The sequence below is a fragment of the Amycolatopsis dongchuanensis genome, from assembly GCF_039542405.1.
Lineage (GTDB): Bacteria > Actinomycetota > Actinomycetes > Mycobacteriales > Pseudonocardiaceae > Amycolatopsis_E > Amycolatopsis_E sacchari.
Genome location: NZ_BAABIB010000079.1, coordinates 38,996 through 57,708, shown reverse-complemented (window position 1 = coordinate 57,708; position 18,713 = coordinate 38,996). Strand labels below are relative to the sequence as shown.

The window sequence follows — 18,713 nt, the reverse complement described above, 5'->3', positions numbered from 1 at the left end:
TCACCCGCCCGGCCTGCCCGCCTCCACGCGGAACAGCCGGGCGGGCAGGAGGCGCGTGAGGCGGTCCGAGCGCAGCACCGCCAGCGGCCCGACGACCGCGAGCAGCAGCACGTACCCCGCGACGAAGGGAGAGATCCGCGGATCCAGCCCCGCGGCACCGGCCAGCGCCGCCAGCACGAGCGACAGCTCACCCCGCGTGAGCACCGTCAGACCCACGTTCACCGCGGCCTGCCGGTCGTAGGAGTGCAGCTTCGCCGCGGCCGCGCCGGCGGCGAGGTTCAGCACGACCGTCAGCACCACCGCCACGAGCACCGGCACCACGACCGGGCCCACCGCACGCGGGTCGATGCTCAGGCCGAAGATGAAGAAGAACAACGCGCCGAACGCGTCCCGCAGCGGCTGGACCAGCCGGTGGATGCGCGGCGCGGCCGAGGAGCCGCCCAGCAGCACACCCACCATGAACGCGCCGATGGCGTCCGACACCCCCAGCTCCTCGGCCACCGCGGCCCCGAGCACCGCCATCCCGACGAAACACACGGTGAGCAGTTCGTCGTCGGCCGAACCGAGCAGACGCGACACCGCGCGCCCGCCCCACCGCGCGAGCGCCGCGAGCACCACCAGGAACCCGAACGCCTTGCCGAACTCGGCCAGCGCCGCGCCCAGGCCGTCGGCGGCTCCCAGCACCGGCTGCAACATCGCCAGGTACAGCGCGAGGAAGACGTCCTCCAGCACGACGATGCCCAGCACCAGCCGTGATTCCGGGTGGCGCATCCGCCCGGTCTCCAGCAGCAGCTTCGTCACGATCGCCGAGGACGAGATGCCCACGGCCCCGGCGAGCACGAGCGCCTCCCTGCTCCCCCAGCCCAGCGCGAACCCGAAGGCGAGCCCGCCGCCGATGTTGAGCACGAGGTAGATCGCGCCCGCGGCGGCGAGCCTGCGCCCGCCGGCGACCAGGTCGCCGAGCGAGAACTCCAGCCCGAGCGAGAACAGCAGGAACACCAGCCCGAGCCCGGCCAGCACACCGAGCTCGGCCGGATCATCCACAAGCGACAGTCCAGGGGTGTTGGGGCCGAACAGGAATCCGGCGAGCATGAACAGGGCGATGGTGGGAAGGCCGATGCGGCGGCCGGCTCGGGCGAGCAGGCCGGCGGCCAGGAAGGCACCGCCGACGGCGAGCAGGGCGTGTCCGGTCGTCATGAGGGGTCTCCGAAAGGCAGGCGGAAGCACACCACCCCGGTCGGGAGTGGTGGCGTGGACGGGATTCGGTGCCTAGGAGACCGGGGGATCCCGTGCGGAGACGTGAGACGGCACGCCGGGCCGGGTCACCCACGACGCGACCCTCGGCGCGTCCAGCGCGGGGCGCAACGGCGGCGGTTCGGGGCAGCCGGGCGGCAGCACGACGGGCACGGACGCGACCGCGCAGTGCGGCAACGGCTGCTGCGCGAGCACGGCGACGCGGTCGGTGTGCCGGGGAGCGGCACCGGGCCAGGTCGGCGTCGCGAGCGACAGCAGCAAGGTGGCGACGGCGAGCAGCAGGAACACGGACCGGTGCCGGGAAATCCGCTCCCCGGTACCCCGCATGCCACCCCTCTCGTTCCCGCCGTCGTCCTCAGTGTACCAGACGGTCGAGTCCACAATAGACAGTTGCCGACCGGGGCCGCGCCTGGTTGGCTGTCCGGATGAGCGGGAACGACGAACGCGACGGCGTCGCGCTGACCCACCTGGAGCAGCCGTTGTTCGACGGCGCGGGAGCCGTCAAACGCGACCTCGTCGACTACCTCGACGCCGTCGCGGACCGGATGCTGCCCGCCCTGCGCGGCCGCCCCCTGTCGGTCATCCGCGTGCTGCGCGGGCAGGACGCGTTCATGCAGAAGAACCTGCCGAAGTACACGCCGGACTGGGTACCGCGCACGACCCTGTGGGCCGAGAGCTCCCGCCGCCAGGTCACCTACGCGCTCTGCGACGACCGGCGCACCCTGCTGTGGTTCGCCAACCAGCGCGCCATCGAGTACCACCCCGGCCTCGCCGCCGCGGACGAGCCGCAGCACCCCACCCACCTCGTGCTCGACCTCGACCCGCCCGAGCAGGACGACTCGTTCGCACTCGCGGTCCAGGCGGCGCACCTCGTGCGCCAGGCCCTCGCCGACAGCGGGCTCGCCGGAGCGGTGAAGACCAGCGGCGCCAAGGGGGTGCACGTCTTCGTCCCGCTGGCCCCGGGCGTGGACGCCGAGCAGGCCGCCGCGGCCGGCCGGGCGCTGGGCGCGCGGGCCGAGCGGCTCGACCCCGCGCTCGCGACCACCGCGTTCATCAGGGAGGACCGGCACGGCAAGGTGTTCCTCGACTCCACCCGCGCCGGCGGCGCGACCGTGGTCTCGGTGTACAGCCCCCGCGTGCGCCCGGGGCTGCCGGTGTCCTTCCCCCTCGACTGGGCGGAGCTGGACTCCGGGACCCCGGGCGACTTCACGATCCGCACCGCGCTGGAACGCCTCGGCGACGCCGACCCGTGGGCCGAGCTGATGCCCGAGCCCCAGCCGCTGCCGGAGGACCTCGTCGAGGAGGGCAGGGCCATCCCCATCGCCCGCGTCCAGGCCATGCACGAAGGAAAACGCCGGGCTCGCGCCCGGCGTCAAGCCGAAGGGGGATGACCCGGTGCCCACCGCGCCGCGGGAACGAGGCGGGCACCGGGTCCGGCGGGGCTACCGGCGGGTGGTGAGCCCGTAGCCGTAGGGGAACAGCGGGTCGTAGTTCCGGTCACCGATGTTGATCGGCTCCTGCGCCTCGCTGCGCGGCCAGCTCACCGAGAGCTTCCCGGTGAACGGCTTCTTGCCGAACAGCACGTCGGCCACGCCCGCGCCCTCGCTGCCGGGCAGCCAGGACATCACGAAGGCGTCCATCTTGCCCAGCTCGTCGGTCACGATCTGCGGCCGGCCCGCGACGTCGAGCACGACGCACGTCTTGATCGCGCCGCACACCTTGTCGATGTTCGCCCGATCGGCGGCCGAGATGTTCAGCGTGTGGCCGTTGCCCACGTCGCCGACGCCCTCCGCGTAAGGGGTCTCACCGATCACGACGACACCCACGTCCGCACCGGCGGTCGGCGCCGACGCGTCCGCGCTGTAGGTGACGTTCCGCGCCACCTGCTGGATGCCCTGCAGGATCGTGGTGCCCGGGAAGCTCGTGTTCCCGGACTGCCCCTGCCACGTCACCGTCCAGCCACCGGCCTGGTTGCCGAGGTCGTCGGCGTTCACGCCGGCCACGTAGATCTTCTGCGACGGCTTGAGCGGCAGCGCGCCACCCGAGTTCTTCAGCAGCACCTGCGACTCGGCGACCGCCTGCCGCGCCACGGCCCGGTGCTGCGGCGAACCGATCGTACCGGCGTTCGAGCGGTCGGTGTAGGGGTGCTCGAACAGGCCCAGCTCGAACTTCGCCTTGAGGATCCGGCTCACGGCGTCGTCGATGCGGGACACCGGCACCCGGCCCGCCTGCACCTCGGCGGTCAGCGTCGACACGAACTGCGGCGCGCTGTAGGGCTCCATGAACATGTCCACGCCCGCGTTGACCGCGGTGCGGACCTGCGTGGCGTAGTCGCCCGGCAGCTGGTGGATGGCTTCCCAGTCGCTGATCAGGAAGCCGTCGAAGCCGATCTTGCGCTTCAGGACGTCGGTGAGCAGCTCCTTGTTCGCCGTCATCTTCACCGGCGTGCTGCCCGGCCGGTCGGTCCACTGCACGCTGGAGAACGACGGCATGATGCTGCCGACGTCGTGCTGCTGGACCGCCGTGACGTAGGGCGCGAGGTCGACCTGCGCGAAGTGCTGCCAGTCGGTGATCGTCACACCCTGGTCGGTCGTGTACGTACCGCTCGTCGACGTGCCGTAGGTGGTGTCGCCGTCACCGGCGAAGTGCTTCGCGGTCGCCAGCACGTGGTCCGGCTTCGCGAGGTCCTTCGGGCTGGTGCCCTGGAACCCGTCGATCGCCGTCGTCATCTGCTGGACCAGCCTCGGGTCCTCGCCGAACGACTCGTAGGTGCGGCCCCACCGGTCGTCCCGCGCGACGCACACGCACGGCGCGAACGCCCACTGCGGGCCCGTCGCCCTGGTCTCGGTGGCGGTGATGTGCTCGACCTCGCGCACCAGCCGCGGATCACGCGTGGCGCCGAGACCGATGTTGTGCGGGAAGATCGTGGCACCGACCAGGTTGTTGTGGCCGTGCACCGAGTCCACGCCGTACAGCAGCGGGATGTGCAGCCGCGTGGCCAGCGCTCGCGACTGGTAGCCGTCGACCATGTCCGCCCAGCCGGCCGGGGTGTTGTCCGCGGGCGTCGAACCGCCGCCGGAGAGCACGGACCCGAGGGCGAGGTCCGTGATCTGCTGCTGGCTGGAGTCGATGGCGCCGCGCTCGGCCTGGGTCATCTGGCCGACCTTCTCCGCCAGCGTCATCCGGCCGAGCAGGTCCGCGACCCGCTGGGCGACCGGGAGCCGGGCGTTGAGGTAGGCCGGGGTGCGCTCGGCGGTGACCGGCGCCGCGCTCGCGGCGGGTACCGCGGTCGCGGTCAGCGCGGCGGCCGCGAGCACCGCCCCCGCGAAGCGGGAACTGCGTCTGCGGGAAAGCGTTCTCACACGAATCCTCCTCCGTTGCAGGGTGCGTGCAGGACCGGGTCGGGCCGCGCCAGAAGTGCGCCGGCCCGTCGGGGTGGGTGGAGCCGCTCGATCGAGCAATGTTGCGCGTCACAACATATTCCACAACCCGGCGGGAGGGAAGGGTCCGAAAGTCGCATTCGGCACTGGTCCGGTCCACTCCCGCGCGGACTAAAAGCGCGGCTCGTCCTGTTAGTGTCGATGACACGTCAACCAAAGGCAGGGACCATGGAACTCGGCATCTACAGCTTCGGCGACCGCCACCGCGACCCCCTCACCGGCGAGCAGGACTCCGTGGCGGACAAGCTCGCGCAGACGCTCGAGCGCATCAAGCTCGCCGACGAACTGGGCCTGTCGTTCTACGGGCTGGGCGAGCACCACCTGGAGGACTACGCGATCTCCAACCCCGGCACCGTCCTCGCGGCCGCCGCGAGCGTGACCCGGCAGATCACCCTCAGCAGCGCCGTCACCGTGCTCTCCACCGAAGACCCGGTCCGGCTGTACCAGCAGTTCACCACGCTCGACCAGCTCAGCCGCGGCCGCGCCGAACTGCTCGCCGGGCGCGGCTCCTTCACCGAGTCCTTCCCGCTGTTCGGCGCCGACCTGGCCGAGTACGACGACCTGTTCGACGAGAAGCTTGCCCTGCTGCTGCGCATCGACCGCGAGCGCCCGCTCACGTGGTCCGGCCGGTTCCGCCCGCCGCTGGAAAACGCCCAGATCTACCCGCGCCCGTACCGCGACCACCTGCGCATCTCCATCGGCACCGGCGGCAACCCGGAGTCCTCCGCCCGCGCCGGCCTGCTCGGCCTGCCCGTGGTCTACGCGGTGATCGGCGGGCGCCCCGAGCGCTTCGCCCCGCTGGTCGACCTCTACCGCCGCGCGGGCGAGTCAGTGGGGCACGCGAAGGAGGACCTGCACGTCACGATGGGTGCGATCGGCTTCATCGCGAGGACTGCGCAGGAGGCCAAGGACACCTTCTACCCGTACTGGCTGGAAACCATGAAGTACGGGGCGAAGGCCCGCGGCTGGCCGATCCCCACCCGTGCCGAGTACGACGCCTACACCCACAACGCGCAGGCCCTGTTCGTCGGCACGCCCGAGGAGGTCGCCGACCGCATCATCAGCGTGGGCAAGCTGACCGGCGCCGACCGGTACGCGATGCAGATGGACTGGTCCGGCGTACCGCACGAGAAGGTCATGACGGCGATCGAACTGCTCGGCACCGAAGTCCTGCCGCGCGTGCGCAAGGCGCTCGGCGACTGAGCCGCGTCGCCGTCCCGCCCGTGTCCGGGGTATGAGACCGAACCGCCGCGTGCTGCCCGGCGAGCGCGGCCGCACTCGGTGCGACCGCGCTCGCCGGGCTCGGCGGCATGCCTGGCGCACCGGTACCCGTGGAGTGGCAGGTCGCGGCCGACGAGCGGTTTTCCCGCGTCGAGCGGAGCGGCACCGTGCTCGCCACACCGGAGGACGCACACGCGGTGCACGTCGAGGTTCGGCGGTGTCTCCGGCCCGGGTGCCGCGGTCGGCATGCTCCTCGGCGGCATACTCACCGAATTCCTCAACTGGCGGTTCACGCTCTACGTCAACGTCGCCATCAGCCTCATGGCCGTCATCGGTGCCGCTGTTCTCTCCCTCGCCAGGCCAAGACCAGCCGGGGGCCGCGACTGGACGTCCCCGGCACGCTCATCGGCTGCGTGGGCCTGTTCGGTGTCGTCTACGGGTTCGCCGGCGCGGAATCACACCCCTGGTCCGCTCCGGGCACCTGGGGTTTCCTTGCCAGAGGCGTGGCCCTGCTCGCGGTGTTCGCCTGGTGGCAGACCCGCGCCGTGCACCCGCTGCTGCCGCTGCGTCGTTCTCGACCGCACCCGCGGCGGCTTGCACCTCGCCATCTTCATCGGCGGCATCGGCCTGTTCGGCGAGTTCCTGTTCCTGAACTACTACATGCAGCAGAGCCTGCGCTACTCACCGGCCATGACCGGCGTCGCGTTCCTGCCGATGGTCGCCACCCTCGTGATCGCCGGAGGAGCGTGCACCACGCAGCTCTACCCCCGCTTCGGCGCGAGGTTCCCGGTGGCGGCCGGCATGCTCATCGCGGCAGGCGCGATGGCCTGGCTCACCCGCATCGGCCCGGCCGGCTCCTACACCGGAAACATCCTCGGCCCACTGATGCTCTTCGGCCTCGGTGTCGGCGCCACCATCGCCCCCGCGATGAACGCCGGCACCACCGGCGTCCAGTCCCAGGACGCCGGCGTCGCCTCGGCCACCGTCAACGTCGCCCAGCAGATCGGCGGCTCGGTCGGCATCGCACTGCTCAACTCAATCGCCGCCGCCGCGCTGACCCGGTACCTCGCCGGCAAGGACGGCACCAGCCGGATCGTCCAGGCGGACGCCGCGATCCACGGTTATGCCGTGGCGTTCTGGTGTTCGTGCGCGATCTTCGCCGCCGGTGCCGTGGCCTGCGGCCTGATCCTGCGAACCGGAAAACCCGAAACGCGCACGTCCGCCATCGAGCCGGAGGATTTCGCCGATCCGCGCTGAGCAGCACGCCGAGCGGGCTGCTCAGCGCGGATGCGCACGTCGCGCTCCGAAGCCGACCGCCGGTGCTTCAGGATCGGGCGCGCCGGAACACGAACCCGAGCAGAGTGCGCAGGCGCACGCCCTCCCGCCGGGTGCTGATGACGACAGCCAGCAGGACGATGACACCGCGGGCCACACCCTGCGCATACGAACTGAGGTCCAGCAGCACCATCCCGTTGTTGAGGAGTCCGAGAAAAATGACCCCCAGGAAGGTTCCGACCACCGAACCCCGGCCACCGAACAGGCTCGCACCGCCGATGATGACCGCGGAGATCGCCGTGAACTCAGCGCCCACCCCGATGGTGGAGTCCCCTGAGCTCAGTTGCGCGGACTGCAGGACGCCGGCCAGCCCCGCGGCCGCTCCGGTGAGGCCGAACACCAGCGCGCGGATGCGGCCAACGCTGATGCCGGAGAGCCGGGCCGCGTCCGGGTTCCCGCCGACCGCGAAGACCGAGCGGCCGAAGGTCGTGCGGGTCAGCACGAACCAGCTCACGGCGAGGAACAGGAACATGATGACGGCCGGCACCGGTACGCCGAACACGTCGCCGTTGCCCCACTGGCTGAACCCCGCGCTGGAGATCTGCACGGGCACGGCGTCGGTCAGCATCTGGGCGAGACCGCGCAAAATGCTGAAGAGCGCCAGCGTGACGATGAAGGACGGCACGTCGAACCAGACACGTACCAGCCCCGCGAGCAGCCCGGTGACCGCACCCACGAGCAGCACCGCGAGTGCGGCCAGCGGCAGCGACCACCCGTGGTCGGTGACCAGAACCCCGAACAAGGAGGAGGCGAACGCCATCGCCGACCCCACGCTGATGTCGATCTCTCCGGCGACGATCACGAAGGTCATCGCCAGCGCGATCACACCGACGAACGCGGACTGCTGCAGCACGTTGAGCAGGTTCTTGGTCGTCATGAAGTACGGCGCGCAGAGCGACAGGACCACGAAGAGCAGGACCGTCGCCGTCAGCAGCCCGATGTGATCCAGATGCTTGATGCGCGCGAGCAAGCTCGGGCGTGCAGGCCGCACAAGTTCGGTGGCGGCGGGCTCGGCCAGGTCAGTCTTCATTGTCGGTCCCCGTCCTCGTCGGTAGTGAGAGTCCTTCCTCGCCCATCGCGAGCATCATCAGCTGCTCCTCGCCGGTGTCGCGCAAGTCGACGTCCCCGACGAGTTCTCCGTGCCGGAGCACCAGCGAACGCGTGGCGAGCCGGTACAGCTCCTCGAACTCGGACGTGGCGAAGATGGTGCTGACGCCGGAAGCGGACAGCTCCAGCAGCAGGTCGTAGATCTCGCGCTTGCCCCGGATGTCGACGCCACGCGTCGGCTCGTCCAGGAGGAGCACGGTGGCCCCGTTCGCGAGCCAGCGCCCGAGCACCACCCGCTGCTGGTTGCCACCGCTGAGGGTCGACGGCGGATCGTTGAGCCGCCAGTGCACCCTGAGACGCTCCATCGTCTGCCGCAGCAGGCGCCCCCCGGAGCCCGACGAGACCACGCCCGCCCGGCTCACGAGGGGCAGACATCCCATCAGGATGTTGCTCCGGATCGGCAGGGACATCGCCAGTCCGTGCGTACGGCGGTTCTCCGGCGCGAGCCCGACTCCGTGGCGCCTCATCCGGCCCACGGTGCGGCGCTCGGCGGAGACGCCGTTCACCGTGACCGCACCCGTGCTCGGCCGCGCGCCGGCCAGCGCCTCGAGCAGGCTAGTGCGGCCGGAGCCGAGTACCCCGGCCACGCCCAGCAGCTCCCCTTCGCGGAGGTCGAAGGAGATTCCGCGGAGTGCGTCGCTGCGCAGGCCGCGCACCTTCAGCACCACCGGCGAGTCCACCGGACGAGCGGGCGCCTCGCCGGGTTCGAGCTGCCGGTGTCCGGTCATCATCCCGAACAGCGCTCTCGAGGTGGTCTCCGCCATCGCCACCGTGCCGACCAGCTGACCGTCCCGCAGCACGGTCGCCGAATCCGCGACACAGTGGATCTCGTCCATGCGGTGCGAGATGTAGATGACCGCCACGCCCGTCGCCGCAAGCCGCTTCACGAGCGCGATCAAGTCGTCCGCCTCCTGCGCAGACAGGGAGCTGGTCGGCTCGTCGAGGATCAGGACCCGTGACTCCCGCCCCACGGCCCGCGCGATCTCCACGAGCTGCTGCTGACCGATGGACAGCTTCCCGGTCCGCGTGGCCGGAGCCACCGAGCAGTGCACGCGTTCGAGCACCTGCTTCGCCGCATCCTGCAGGGCGCGGCGGTCGACGACGGACCCGGGCCGCGTCGGCCACCGTCCCAGGAAAACGTTGTCGGCCACGCTGAGCCCCGGTACCAGACTCAGCTCCTGATGGACGGTGGCGACCCCGCAGCCCATAGCGTGGTGCGGGGAACGGAAAACGGTTTCGGCCCCGGCAACGCGGATCACCCCGGCATCCGGGACGACCACACCGCTGAGCATCTTCACCAGTGTCGATTTGCCCGCCCCGTTGAGCCCGAGGAGAGCCCGGACCTCACCGGGCGCCACCTCGAGGTCGACATCACGCAGCGCCTGGAGTGAACCGTAGGCCTTGCTCGCCCCCCGGACCGAGATGGCCGGGAGCGTGCCCGGGGCGCTACTTGCGCTCATCGATGTAGGCACGGAGGGTCTCCGGGTGGTCGGCGGAATAGGGAACCGCGGCGATGAGCTGGGTCTCCTTGACCGGCGGCGTCCCGTTCAGCACGGCGACGGTGGCGCGGACGGCGTCGGCGCCGAGCTTGCCCGCGTCCTGTCCGGCGGTGAACAGCAGCGCCGGGTCGGGCTGCAGCATCAAATCGGCGATGACCGTGGTGATGTCGATTCCGAAGACGTGCACGCCGGCGCGCTGGTCGGACTTGACGGTCAGCGCGGCGCCGATCGCGCTGCCCTCGTTCTGCCCGAAAATGAGGTTGAGCTCGGGGTGTGCCGTGAGCATGTCGGAGGCCAGTGGCTTGGCCTTGTCGACGACGTAACCCTCCTGTTTGGCCACGATGTCGTACGAGCCGGGCGCCAGCGCGGACTCGAAACCCTTCTGACGCTGGCCACAGATGGCGTAGCTCGCGTCGCAGCTGAGAATCCCGATCTTGGCATGACCGCCGAGCTTCTCGGTGATGTATTTCGCCGCGGCCTCACCGGCGGTGCGTCCCAGCCCCTCCTGGTCGGAGGTCAGGTAGCCCTTGATCAGTTGCTGCCGGGCACTGTCCTCGATGCAGGTGTCGTAACACAGGACCGTTATGCCGGCGTTCACCGCCCGCCGGATCGCCGGGACGGAGCCGTTGGCGGAGATCGGGTCGACCAGGATGGCGTCGACGTGCTGGGTGATGTAGGTGTCGATGAGCGAGGCTTCCTTGGAAACGTCGCTGTCGGAGGTGTTGATCTTGAGGGTGACGCCGGTCCCCTGCACGGCCTCCTGCATGCCGCGGGTGTACTCGTTGATGATCGGCGACGAGAACAGGGTGGTCACGCCGATGACGTAGTCGCCGTCCTTCTTGTTCGAGCCGGCCGTGGCGGCACACGCGGAGGCCAGCAGGAGTGACGCGCCGACGGCTGCCACCCGGTAGGAGAATTTCATGGTGATTCCCTGAGGTTGTGGGCACCGGGAAGAGATCCGGCGGTCAGTCCAGTGCGGCCAGACGCTCGGCGGCGATCGCCGGGACGCCACGAGGGGTGGTGAAAAAGCCCGCGTCGACGGTGAGATTGGTGCCGGTGATGTAGCGGGCCTCGTCCGAGGCGAGGAACAGCACCGCGTTCGAGACGTCGACCGGTTCGACCCACGGCACGGGGAGGAGGTTCATGGCCTGCGCCGGGAACCGGATGTCGTCGATCGTGGCGTCCGCTGCACCGCCGGAAAACATCTTGGCGATCATGTCGTTGAGCAGCATCGGCGATCCGACGTTGCCGGGACAGACGGTGTTCACCCGCACGTTGTGCGGCCCCATGGTGGCGGCCAGCGAGCGCATCAGGCCGACCACTCCGTGTTTGGAGGCGTTGTAAGGCAGCATGCCGACCTGGGCCAGCAGCCCGGAGACCGACGCGGTGAAGATGACCGACCCGGACCCCTGTTCGACCATGTGCGGCAACACCGGCCGGGTGGCGTTCCAGACGCCGTTCAGGTTCGTGTCGATGACCGTGTTCCAGTCGTGTTCCGTCCACTGGTCCCACGGCTCCGCGATGAGAATCCCGTGGTTGACGGCCAGGATGTCGATCTTCCCGAACTCCGCGATGGCCTGGGCCACGACGGCGGCCATCTGCTGCGCGTCGCGAGCGTCGGCCTTGACGGCGAGGCAGGCCTGGTCCTGCTTCTCGACCAAACGAGCCGTCTCCTCGAGGTCGGCCGGAGTCGCGAGCGGGTAGCCGACGTTGTCCAGCTGCTCGCACAGGTCGGTCGCGATGATCGTCGCGCCCTCCTCGGCGAGCCGGACGGCGTGTGCGCGTCCCTGGCCGCGTGCGGCTCCGGTGATCAGTGCGACCTTTCCAGCAAGTCGTCCCACGTTCCTGGTCCCTTCTGCTACGTGCCTCGTTGCGCCGTGGCGGCGGACACCGGAAGAATCGCAGCGGCGAAAGAGCTTCAGACGTAAGAAATCGCAACAGTGCCGTCAGCGACCCGCACACCTAGCGTCGTGATCGATCCGATCGACCAAAGACGGGAGAGACGTGATGGGGAGACTGGACGGAAAGGTGGCTTTCGTGACCGGTGCCGCCCGCGGACAGGGACGGAGCCACGCCCTGCACCTGGCGCGCGAGGGCGCGGACATCATCGCGGTGGACATCTGCGAGGACGTGGAGTCGGTGCCTTACGCCCTGGCCACCAAGGCGGACCTGGACGAGACCGTACGGGCCGTCGAGGCGCTCGGCCGGCGCATCTTCGCCACCAAGGCCGACGTGCGTGACCTCGCCCGGCTCGAGCAAGCCGTTCAGGCCGGAGTGGCCGAGCTCGGCCGCCTCGACGTGGTGGTCGCCAACGCCGGTATCTGCACCATCGCCCCGGCGCTGGAGATCGAGCCGCTCATGTGGCAGCAGATGATCGACATCAACCTCACCGGTGTGTGGCACACCCTCAAGGCGTCCCTGCCGATCGTCCGGGAGCAGGGCGAGGGCGGCTCGATCATCGTCACCAGCTCGGTCTCCGGGCTCAAGGCGGTGCCGCAGCTCGGCCATTACACCTCGGCCAAGCACGGCGTGGTCGGCCTCGCCAGGACCCTGGCGGTCGAGCTCGGCCAGGAGCGGATCCGCGTCAACGTGGTCTGTCCGACCAATGTGGACACAGACATGATCGACAACGACGTGATACGGAAGATCTTCCTCGCCCACCTCGAGCACCCCACGCGCGAGGACGCGCTCGACCCGAGCTCGCCGTACCACGACTTCCACGTCATGCCGATCCCGTGGGTCGAAGCTTCGGACGTCTCCGAGGCCGTGGTCTACCTGGCCAGTGATGCCGCTCGCTACGTCACCGGCATCACCCTCCCGATCGACGCCGGAGTCCTCATCAAGTGACGCCGCGCGGGGTCGTGGACCGCGGTCCCCGGCTCCTGAAGCACGGAAGCGGGTGGCTCGCCGTATGGCCGCGAGCCACCCGCTGCGGCGTCGTCAGAAAACGGCTCCGGGGTTGAGGATTCCCTGCGGATCCAAGGCCTGCTTCACCCTGTGGTTCAGAGCCAGCGCGTCGTCGCCGAGATAGGAGCCGAGCCAGGGCTTCTTGAGGCGCCCCACCCCGTGTTCACCGGTGATCGTGCCGTCGAGCGCGATGGCCAGGTCCATGATCTCGCCGTAAGCGGCCTGGGCACGTGCGGTCTGCCCCGGGTCGGTGGGGTCGAAGACCACGAGGGGGTGGGTGTTCCCGTCGCCGGCGTGGGCGATCACGGCGACGACGATGTCCCGGGCGCGTGAGATCTCCTCGATGCCCCGGACCAGGGCACCCAGCCGCGGTAGCGGCACGCCCACGTCCTCGAGCAGCAGGGAGCCCTTCTGCTCGACGGCGGGGATCGCCATGCGGCGGGCCGTCACGAACATCTCGCCGGTCTCCGCCTCATCGGTCGAGAAGACCTCGGTGGCGCCGTGTTCCTCACACAGCCGGGACATGTCCGCGATCTCGACGGCGGCGTGCCCGGCAGGCTCGTCGGTCTGGATGACCAGCATGGCCTCGGCGCCGCGGTCGAGCCCCATCCGTGTCACGTCCTCGACGGCGTTGATCGACACCTTGTCCATGAATTCGAGCATCGAGGGCCGCATCCTCCGGGTGATGGCCAAGACCGCCTCGGCCGCCGCATCGAGGGCGGCGAACGTCGCCACCAGTGTCGACGGGATGCGTTGCGCCGGGATCAGCCGCAGGACGATCCGGGTGACGATCCCGAGGGTGCCCTCGCTGCCGACGAAGAGCTTCGTGAGGGAGAGGCCCGCGACATCCTTCAGCCGCGGGCCTCCCAGCTCCACCGCCGTGCCGTCCGCAAGCACGACGGTCAGGCCGAGCACGTAGTCGGTGGTGACCCCGTACTTCACACAGCACAGCCCGCCGGCGTTGGTGGCGACGTTGCCTCCGATGCTGCAGAACTCGTACGACGACGGGTCGGGCGGGTACCACAGACCATGCGCGGCGGCAGCCGCCTTGACCTGTGCGTTCAGCGCTCCGGGACCGGTGACCAGCGTCCGGGTGACCGGGTCCACCTCGATGTCGCACATGCGCTCGGTCGAGACGACCAGACACCCGTCGACGGCCGACGAGCCGCCGGAGAGGCCGGAACCGGCACCCCGCGGCACGACCGGGATCGCGTGCCGTGCCGCGAACCTCACCGCGGCCTGCACGTCCTCCGTGCTGGTGGCCCGAACTACCGCGAGTGGCGTGCCCACCTCCGGGGCACGGGCCCGGTCCCACCGGTAACCGGCCATCCGGTCCGGGTCCGTGATCACCCGGTCCGCGGGCAGGGAATCGAGGAGCTCGGCCAGGCCGGGGTCAGCGTGCGAAGGGATCACGGCTCTCCCCCGTCAGCTCGATCCAGATCGTCTTCGTCTCCAGGAAGTCACGCACCGCCTCGATGCCGTTCTCCCGCCCGATGCCGCTGTGCTTCATGCCTCCGAACGGCGCACCGGGGGCGATCGCCCGGTAGGCGTTGATCCACACCGTGCCGGCGTTGATGGCGTCGGCCACCCGGTGTGCACGCTGGATGTCCTTGGTCCACACCGCGCCGGCCAGACCGTACGGCGTGTCGTTGGCCAGTTCGATCGCCTCGGCCTCGGTTTCGAAGGTCAGCGCGGTCACGACCGGCCCGAAGATCTCCTCGCGGAACACCCGCATCTCCCGGCCGGCGTCGGCGATGACCGTCGGCTCGACGAGCAGTCCGCCGTCGCGGTGCCGGTTCCCGCCGTGGCGGATGGAGGCCCCCTCGGCGCGTGCCGAGTCGCAGAAGTCGAGGACCCTGCGGAGTTGCGCGTCGTTGATCAGCGGGCCCATATCCGTTTCCGGGTCCATCGGATCACCGACCACGAGCGTCGCGGCGCGCTCGGCAACGCGCTTCACCAGCTCGTCGTGGATTTCGTGGTGAGCGATCACGCGGGAGCCGGCCATGCAGTTCTGCCCGCTGGCCGAGAAGATCCCGGCCAGCACGCCGTTGACCGCGGCGTCGAGGTCGGCGTCGGGGAAGATCACCTGTGGAGACTTGCCCCCGAGTTCGAGACTGACGCGCGTCAGGTTGTCCGCGGCCGCTCGTGCCACCGCGATGCCCGTGGTGGTCGAGCCGGTGAACGCGACCTTGTCCACGCCTGGGTGCGCGACGAGCGCCTGGCCCACGGTCGGTCCCACACCCGTGACCACATTGACCACCCCGCCCGGCAGTCCTGCCTGCTCGAGCAGGTCCGCGACTTCCAGTGCGGTGGCGGGCGTGAAGTCGCTCGGCTTGACCACTATCGTGCAACCGGCGGCCAGTGCGGGCGCGAGCTTGAACGCGAGCATCAGGAGTGCCGAGTTCCACGGCACGATCGCGCCCACCACCCCCACCGGCTTGGGGCGGGTGTAGAGGGCGAAGCCCGGCTTGTCGCTGGGGATCGTGGCCCCTTCGATCTTGTCGGCCAGGCCCGCGAAGTAGTGGAACCACTCCGGCATGTAGCGGGCCAGGCTCCGGGTTTCCCGGATGACGCGGCCGGAGTCGCGCGTCTCAATCTCCGCGAGCCGGTCCGCGTTCTCCTCGAGGAGATCGGCGGCACGGCGCATGATCCGGCCGCGCTGGGTGGCGGTCATCCGTCCCCAGGGCCCCTCGATCGCCGCCCGGGCACAGCGCACGGCGTGATCGACGTCCTCGGCCGTTCCGTCGGGCGCCTGCGCCCAGTCGAGTCCGGTGTAGGGGTTCCGGGAGGCGAACGTGGCGCCGCCCCGGCTGTCGACCCGCTCGCCGCCGATGATCATCCGGTAGTGCTGGAGTGTGCTGGGTGCTTGCGTGGTCATCTGCCTTCCTTGATGTCAGAGGTGGGATGTCCGGGCGTGAGCGCGACGTCGACGGCGACCGACCCTTGACCGGACGGCATCACGAGCACGGGATTGAGGTCGAGGGACGCCACCTGGCCGGCCAGGACCGCCGGGGTGGTTGCCAGGTCGAGCACCAACCGCACGAGGCTGTCGACGTCACGCGCCGGTGCGCCACGGAAGCCGTGGAGCAGAGGGGCTACGCGGAGGCGATGGATGGCCTCGCGCACCAGCTCAGTGGTGAGCGGCGGGATGAGCAGCTGCACGTCGGCGAGCACCTCGGCCGCCGTGCCGCCCGCACCGACGACCACCACGTTCCCGACTGACGGATCCCGCAGCAGCCCCACGCTCATCTCGAGCCCGCCGTCGAGGCAAGGCTCGACCAGGAGCCCGTCGACCTGGCCGTCTCCGTGGACGTTCGCCTCGGTGGCCGCCAGCATCCGCGCGGCCGCCGCCCGCAGTTCGGCCTCGTCGCCGATGCCGACGTCGACCAGCCCCAGCTCTGTCTTGTGCGCGAGCCCGGCGGCGGAAACCTTCAGCACGACCGGGAAACCCAGCTCGCGAGCGGCCGCCGCGGCCTCGTCGGCCGACACGGCCAGCCGGCCGTCGACGACGGGCAGGCCCCACGAGCGGAGCAACCGCTTGCCCGCGGCCTCGGACAGGGGGCCGCCCGCCGCGCGCGGCAGCGGGCCGGTCAGCCGGGCGGTCGGCACGGACGTCTGCGGGTCGGCGCGGCGCTCGCGCTCGACGTGCCGCGCATGGGCGACGAAGGCGCCGAGCGCCCTCATGGTCGCGGCGGTGTCGTCGTACGTCGGAATCCCGGCGCCGGCCAGCCGCCCGGGCATCGCGGCGTCACCGGCGACCCAGCACACCACGACGAGCTTCTCGGTCCGGCGGTCCAGCTCGACCACGTCGGCGAGGATCCGGTCGAGATCGTAGTAGTCGCCGAGGATGCCGAGAGCGACGACGACCACGTCCACGCCGGGCTCGGCCTCCACCGCCCGGATCGCCGCGCCGAGCAGCTCCGGGCGGCTGAGCAATTGAGCGGTCACGTCGATCGGGTTGGCCGTCGCCGCGAAGGGTGGCAGGGTCTCGGTGAGCCTGGTGCGGGTGTCCGGGCCGAATTCGGCCATCGCGAGCCCGTTGACCGCGGCCTCGTCGGCCAGCAGCACGCCGAGGCCGCCGGAGTTGGTGACGATGCCGACGCGGTTGCCCCGCGGCTTCTTCCGCCCCGCGAACAGGCGGGCCAGCTCGCTCATCTGGCGAGCGTCCCGAGCACGCACCAGACCATGGCGGGACAGGAACGCATCGACCACCTTGTCCTCCTGGGCCAGGGCGCCGGTGTGGGAGGAGGCGGCCCGGGCGCCCTCCTCCGACGCTCCCGCCTTCAGCACGAGGACAGCCGCTCCCCGCTCGTGCGCGGTCCGTGCTGCCTGGACCAGGCGATCGGCGGCGCGCATGTTCTCCAGGTAGACCTGCACCACGCGGACGCCGGGGTCGGTCGCGACCTCAGCGACGAGGTCGGCCACGGTCAGGTCGAGCTCGTTGCCGGTGGCCGCCCAGTAGCGAACACCGTCGACGTGCCCGGAGGACAGCTCGGTGAGCACCGCGGCCATGGCCCCGCTCTGGCTGATGACCGCTGTGGTCCCGTCCGGCACCTCCTCCGTGCGCCCGAACACGGAGGAGAAAGAGGCCGCGAGTCCCACCGACGTGTTCGCCACACCCTGACAGTTGGGCCCGAGGACCCGCATGCCGCTGCGCCGCGCGCAGTCGCGGACCTCGTCCTCGAGCGCGCGGCCCGCGTCTCCCGTCTCGCCGAAGCCGGAGCTGACGATGACGGCGACGCGGACACCGCGGTGGGCCAGCGACCGGATCGTCTCCGGCACCCGCACGGCGGGCACTGCCACGATCGCCAGGTCCAGGGCGCTGTCCGCGGGCAGCTCGTCGACCGAACGGTACGCGGCGACGCCCTGCACTGCCGGGTCGGACGGGTGGACGACGTACAGCCGTCCCGTGTACCCGTAGCGCAGCAGGTGGCTCAGCAGGCGGCCCCCGATCTTCGTGCGCTCGTTCGACGCCCCGACCACCACGACCGAAGCCGGCCGGAACAGGGCGTCGAGGTTCGAAGCGGGCGGCGTGGTGCGGCCGCGGTCGAGCTCGCTCAGGGCCACTGGGTCTCCTCGGTCGGGTGCAGGACGGCGACCAGTACGGTCCCGGCGCTGGTGGTCGCTTCGAACCGCGCACTCGTGCCCTTGCGGGTGTGCGTGATCGCGACTTCGTCGCCAACCCCGACGGGCGCGACGAAGGTGACGTCGAGCCGCGAGTCAGCCCGCGCCGGGGACTCCACGAGCTCCACCGCACGCTCGACGAGGGCGACCAGCAGCATGCCCTGGACCAGGGTCCGGCCGAACGGCGTCGAACGCGCGTAGCCGGGGTCGGTGTGGATTCGGCCGTCACCGCCGCTGAACCGGCCGAACCGGTCCACGTCGTCCTGGCCGAACGTCATACGCAGGACCGTGGTCATCGCTCGTCCTCACGCGCGGCCGAGAACCCCCACAGGTAGCGGCTGCGGGTGCTGCACACGCGGCGCCCCTCGTGCCGGTACTCGGTGGCCACCTCGACGAGGCGGCGGCGGTCCGCGGTCTCCTCGGCCCGGACGACGGTCACCTCGACGTCGAGCACATCCCCGGCCCGTGCCGGCGGGGTGGCCACGGTGACCGACTGGTGGGTGTGGATGGTCCCCTGCTCCATCCGTCCGCCCAGTGCCTCGAACATCGGCCGGAAGGTGGAGTACACCGCCGGCGGCACGAGCTCGCCCACGTGCGGGATCTGGTTGCGCCCAGGTGCGGCGGCCGCCCGGAAAGCCGCCACCAGATCGAGGCCGAGCTCGTAGCTGGTGCGGTACGGCTTTCCGACCCGCAGCTCCGCGAACGCGATGTCTTCGAACCGAGCGGGAGGCCTGGTCGACATGCTCGGGTCCACCTCTTCCTGACTCCGGGTCCTGGCCGCGCCGGCACGATCGGCGGCGGCCCTGCGTCCGGAAGTCTCGCCGGT

At 70.6% G+C, this 18,713-nt stretch carries 15 protein-coding genes and 2 pseudogenes; 5 read left to right on the top strand and 12 right to left on the bottom strand.

Annotated features, from left to right (window positions below):
* Together ABFX51_RS21520 and ABFX51_RS21515 are read right to left on the bottom strand one after the other, a co-directional pair.
* Positions 1-1,197: a cation:proton antiporter gene (locus ABFX51_RS21520; RefSeq protein WP_091504009.1), complete on the bottom strand. Its 1,197-nt coding sequence runs from the start codon at positions 1,195-1,197 to the stop codon at positions 1-3.
* A gap of 72 nt (positions 1,198-1,269) precedes the next feature.
* Positions 1,270-1,581, bottom strand: coding sequence for a hypothetical protein (locus tag ABFX51_RS21515; RefSeq protein ID WP_091504008.1), 312 nt, complete (start codon positions 1,579-1,581; stop codon positions 1,270-1,272).
* 98 nt (positions 1,582-1,679) lie between these two features.
* On the opposite strand from ABFX51_RS21515, the gene ABFX51_RS21510 reads away from it, so the two are divergent.
* Entirely contained in the window at positions 1,680-2,645 is a 966-nt protein-coding gene (locus ABFX51_RS21510; RefSeq protein ID WP_346054725.1) for a DNA polymerase domain-containing protein, read from the top strand.
* Between the two features lie 51 nt (positions 2,646-2,696).
* Here ABFX51_RS21510 and ABFX51_RS21505 read toward each other — a convergent pair whose 3' ends face one another.
* Positions 2,697-4,616 carry a glycoside hydrolase family 3 protein gene (locus ABFX51_RS21505; RefSeq protein ID WP_346054724.1) on the bottom strand — a complete coding sequence of 640 codons (1,920 nt, stop codon included), beginning with the start codon at positions 4,614-4,616 and terminating at the stop codon, positions 2,697-2,699.
* A 246-nt stretch (positions 4,617-4,862) separates the two neighbouring features.
* On the opposite strand from ABFX51_RS21505, the gene ABFX51_RS21500 reads away from it, so the two are divergent.
* From ABFX51_RS21500 to ABFX51_RS21490, 3 genes and pseudogenes are all read left to right on the top strand, one after another.
* Positions 4,863-5,897: an LLM class flavin-dependent oxidoreductase gene (locus tag ABFX51_RS21500; protein ID WP_091504006.1), complete on the top strand. Its 1,035-nt coding sequence runs from the start codon at positions 4,863-4,865 to the stop codon at positions 5,895-5,897.
* Between the two features lie 107 nt (positions 5,898-6,004).
* Positions 6,005-6,133: pseudogene (locus ABFX51_RS21495) on the top strand (PhoD-like phosphatase N-terminal domain-containing protein); the annotation flags it as partial.
* A gap of 25 nt (positions 6,134-6,158) precedes the next feature.
* Positions 6,159-7,172, top strand: a pseudogene (locus ABFX51_RS21490) (MFS transporter); the annotation flags it as partial.
* A 67-nt stretch (positions 7,173-7,239) separates the two neighbouring features.
* On the opposite strand, the gene ABFX51_RS21485 reads toward ABFX51_RS21490, so the two are convergent.
* Genes ABFX51_RS21485 through ABFX51_RS21470 form a run of 4 tightly spaced genes read right to left on the bottom strand, consistent with a single transcriptional unit; the run spans position 7,240 to position 11,697 of the window.
* The gene (locus ABFX51_RS21485) at positions 7,240-8,280 is read right to left on the bottom strand and encodes an ABC transporter permease (RefSeq protein ID WP_091504004.1); all 1,041 of its coding nucleotides are present in this window, start codon (positions 8,278-8,280) and stop codon (positions 7,240-7,242) included.
* Positions 8,270-9,817 carry a sugar ABC transporter ATP-binding protein gene (locus tag ABFX51_RS21480; protein ID WP_091504003.1) on the bottom strand — a complete coding sequence of 516 codons (1,548 nt, stop codon included), beginning with the start codon at positions 9,815-9,817 and terminating at the stop codon, positions 8,270-8,272. The genes ABFX51_RS21485 and ABFX51_RS21480 overlap by 11 nt, the downstream gene beginning before the upstream one ends.
* Complete coding sequence (locus ABFX51_RS21475; RefSeq protein ID WP_091504002.1) at positions 9,804-10,778, bottom strand: substrate-binding domain-containing protein; 975 nt, start codon at positions 10,776-10,778, stop codon at positions 9,804-9,806. The genes ABFX51_RS21480 and ABFX51_RS21475 overlap by 14 nt, the downstream gene beginning before the upstream one ends.
* A 43-nt stretch (positions 10,779-10,821) precedes the next feature.
* Positions 10,822-11,697 (bottom strand): mycofactocin-coupled SDR family oxidoreductase, encoded by an 876-nt coding sequence (locus ABFX51_RS21470; protein WP_091504001.1) that lies wholly within the window; start codon positions 11,695-11,697, stop codon positions 10,822-10,824.
* A 166-nt stretch (positions 11,698-11,863) separates the two neighbouring features.
* On the opposite strand from ABFX51_RS21470, the gene ABFX51_RS21465 reads away from it, so the two are divergent.
* Positions 11,864-12,703 carry a mycofactocin-coupled SDR family oxidoreductase gene (locus tag ABFX51_RS21465; RefSeq protein ID WP_091504000.1) on the top strand — a complete coding sequence of 280 codons (840 nt, stop codon included), beginning with the start codon at positions 11,864-11,866 and terminating at the stop codon, positions 12,701-12,703.
* 93 nt (positions 12,704-12,796) lie between these two features.
* Here ABFX51_RS21465 and ABFX51_RS21460 read toward each other — a convergent pair whose 3' ends face one another.
* Genes ABFX51_RS21460 through ABFX51_RS21440 form a run of 5 tightly spaced genes read right to left on the bottom strand, consistent with a single transcriptional unit; the run spans position 12,797 to position 18,629 of the window.
* Positions 12,797-14,176: an FAD-binding oxidoreductase gene (locus ABFX51_RS21460; protein ID WP_245782846.1), complete on the bottom strand. Its 1,380-nt coding sequence runs from the start codon at positions 14,174-14,176 to the stop codon at positions 12,797-12,799.
* Positions 14,157-15,641 (bottom strand): aldehyde dehydrogenase, encoded by a 1,485-nt coding sequence (locus tag ABFX51_RS21455; RefSeq protein ID WP_091503999.1) that lies wholly within the window; start codon positions 15,639-15,641, stop codon positions 14,157-14,159. Before ABFX51_RS21455 ends, ABFX51_RS21460 begins: the two co-directional genes overlap by 20 nt.
* Positions 15,638-17,830 carry an acetate--CoA ligase family protein gene (locus ABFX51_RS21450; protein ID WP_091503998.1) on the bottom strand — a complete coding sequence of 731 codons (2,193 nt, stop codon included), beginning with the start codon at positions 17,828-17,830 and terminating at the stop codon, positions 15,638-15,640. The genes ABFX51_RS21455 and ABFX51_RS21450 overlap by 4 nt, the downstream gene beginning before the upstream one ends.
* On the bottom strand, positions 17,821-18,183 hold the full coding sequence (locus ABFX51_RS21445) for a MaoC family dehydratase (protein WP_091503997.1): 363 nt from the start codon (positions 18,181-18,183) through the stop codon (positions 17,821-17,823). Before ABFX51_RS21445 ends, ABFX51_RS21450 begins: the two co-directional genes overlap by 10 nt.
* Entirely contained in the window at positions 18,180-18,629 is a 450-nt protein-coding gene (locus tag ABFX51_RS21440) for a hypothetical protein (protein ID WP_143249777.1), read from the bottom strand. The genes ABFX51_RS21445 and ABFX51_RS21440 overlap by 4 nt, the downstream gene beginning before the upstream one ends.
* Between the last annotated feature and the right edge of the window lie 84 nt (positions 18,630-18,713).